The following is a 2,986-nucleotide window of genomic DNA, read 5'->3' on the forward strand; positions in this document are numbered from 1 at the left end:
GTATGTTCTTTGAAAACTAGATAACAGTGTAGCTCATATTTTTTTAATTTTAGTTTGGTTAAGTTAGAAAGGGCGCACGGTGGATGCCTTGACACTAGGAGTCGATGAAGGACGGGACTAACGCCGATATGCTTCGGGGAGCTGTAAGTAAGCTTTGATCCGAAGATTTCCGAATGGGGAAACCCACCATACGTAATGGTATGGTATCCTTACCTGAATACATAGGGTAAGGAAGACAGACCCAGGGAACTGAAACATCTAAGTACCTGGAGGAAGAGAAAGCAAATGCGATTTCCTGAGTAGCGGCGAGCGAAACGGAACATAGCCCAAACCAAGAGGCTTGCCTCTTGGGGTTGTAGGACATTCTATACGGAGTTACAAAGGAACGAGGTAGACGAAGCGACCTGGAAAGGTCCGTCGTAGAGGGTAACAACCCCGTAGTCGAAACTTCGTTCTCTCTTGAATGTATCCTGAGTACGGCGGAACACGTGAAATTCCGTCGGAATCTGGGAGGACCATCTCCCAAGGCTAAATACTCCCTAGTGATCGATAGTGAACCAGTACCGTGAGGGAAAGGTGAAAAGCACCCCGGAAGGGGAGTGAAAGAGATCCTGAAACCGTGTGCCTACAAATAGTCAGAGCCCGTTAATGGGTGATGGCGTGCCTTTTGTAGAATGAACCGGCGAGTTACGATCCCGTGCGAGGTTAAGCTGAAGAGGCGGAGCCGCAGCGAAAGCGAGTCTGAATAGGGCGTTTAGTACGTGGTCGTAGACCCGAAACCAGGTGATCTACCCATGTCCAGGGTGAAGTTCAGGTAACACTGAATGGAGGCCCGAACCCACGCACGTTGAAAAGTGCGGGGATGAGGTGTGGGTAGCGGAGAAATTCCAATCGAACCTGGAGATAGCTGGTTCTCCCCGAAATAGCTTTAGGGCTAGCCTTAAGTGTAAGAGTCTTGGAGGTAGAGCACTGATTGAACTAGGGGTCCTCATCGGATTACCGAATTCAGTCAAACTCCGAATGCCAATGACTTATCCTTAGGAGTCAGACTGCGAGTGATAAGATCCGTAGTCAAGAGGGAAACAGCCCAGATCGCCAGCTAAGGTCCCAAAGTGTGTATTAAGTGGAAAAGGATGTGGAGTTGCTTAGACAACTAGGATGTTGGCTTAGAAGCAGCCACCATTTAAAGAGTGCGTAATAGCTCACTAGTCGAGTGACTCTGCGCCGAAAATGTACCGGGGCTAAATACACCACCGAAGCTGCGAATTGATACCAATGGTATCAGTGGTAGGGGAGCGTTCTAAGTGCAGTGAAGTCAGACCGGAAGGACTGGTGGAGCGCTTAGAAGTGAGAATGCCGGTATGAGTAGCGAAAGACGGGTGAGAATCCCGTCCACCGAATGCCTAAGGTTTCCTGAGGAAGGCTCGTCCGCTCAGGGTTAGTCAGGACCTAAGCCGAGGCCGACAGGCGTAGGCGATGGACAACAGGTTGATATTCCTGTACCACCTCTTTATCGTTTGAGCAATGGAGGGACGCAGAAGGATAGAAGAAGCGTGCGATTGGTTGTGCACGTCCAAGCAGTTAGGCTGATAAGTAGGCAAATCCGCTTATCGTGAAGGCTGAGCTGTGATGGGGAAGCTCCTTATGGAGCGAAGTCTTTGATTCCCCGCTGCCAAGAAAAGCTTCTAGCGAGATAAAAGGTGCCTGTACCGCAAACCGACACAGGTAGGCGAGGAGAGAATCCTAAGGTGTGCGAGAGAACTCTGGTTAAGGAACTCGGCAAAATGACCCCGTAACTTCGGGAGAAGGGGTGCTTTCTTAACGGAAAGCCGCAGTGAATAGGCCCAAGCGACTGTTTAGCAAAAACACAGGTCTCTGCGAAGCCGTAAGGCGAAGTATAGGGGCTGACACCTGCCCGGTGCTGGAAGGTTAAGGAGAGGGGTTAGCGTAAGCGAAGCTCTGAACTGAAGCCCCAGTAAACGGCGGCCGTAACTATAACGGTCCTAAGGTAGCGAAATTCCTTGTCGGGTAAGTTCCGACCCGCACGAAAGGTGTAACGATTTGGGCACTGTCTCAACCAGAGACTCGGTGAAATTATAGTACCTGTGAAGATGCAGGTTACCCGCGACAGGACGGAAAGACCCCGTGGAGCTTTACTGTAGCCTGATATTGAATTTTGGTACATTTTGTACAGGATAGGCGGGAGCCATTGAAACCGGAGCGCTAGCTTCGGTGGAGGCGCTGGTGGGATACCGCCCTGAATGTATTGAAATTCTAACCTACGGGTCTTATCGACCCGGGAGACAGTGTCAGGTGGGCAGTTTGACTGGGGCGGTCGCCTCCTAAAGTGTAACGGAGGCGCCCAAAGGTTCCCTCAGAATGGTTGGAAATCATTCGTAGAGTGCAAAGGCATAAGGGAGCTTGACTGCGAGACCTACAAGTCGAGCAGGGACGAAAGTCGGGCTTAGTGATCCGGTGGTTCCGCATGGAAGGGCCATCGCTCAACGGATAAAAGCTACCCCGGGGATAACAGGCTTATCTCCCCCAAGAGTCCACATCGACGGGGAGGTTTGGCACCTCGATGTCGGCTCATCGCATCCTGGGGCTGTAGTCGGTCCCAAGGGTTGGGCTGTTCGCCCATTAAAGCGGTACGCGAGCTGGGTTCAGAACGTCGTGAGACAGTTCGGTCCCTATCCGTCGTGGGCGTAGGAAATTTGAGAGGAGCTGTCCTTAGTACGAGAGGACCGGGATGGACGCACCGCTGGTGTACCAGTTGTTCTGCCAAGGGCATAGCTGGGTAGCTATGTGCGGAAGGGATAAGTGCTGAAAGCATCTAAGCATGAAGCCCCCCTCAAGATGAGATTTCCCATAGCGTAAGCTAGTAAGATCCCTGAAAGATGATCAGGTTGATAGGTTCGAGGTGGAAGCATGGTGACATGTGGAGCTGACGAATACTAATAGATCGAGGACTTAACCATATAATATG

At 51.2% G+C, this 2,986-nt stretch carries 1 rRNA gene; it reads left to right on the forward strand.

Annotation, left to right across the window (positions count from 1 at the left end):
- Positions 1 to 56 precede the first annotated feature (56 nt).
- Positions 57 to 2,978, forward strand: a 23S ribosomal RNA gene (locus DN393_RS30875).
- Positions 2,979 to 2,986: the final 8 nt, after the last annotated feature.

This window comes from Bacillus sp. BPN334 (assembly GCF_008368885.1).
Taxonomy (GTDB): domain Bacteria; phylum Bacillota; class Bacilli; order Bacillales; family Bacillaceae_G; genus Bacillus_A; species Bacillus_A wiedmannii.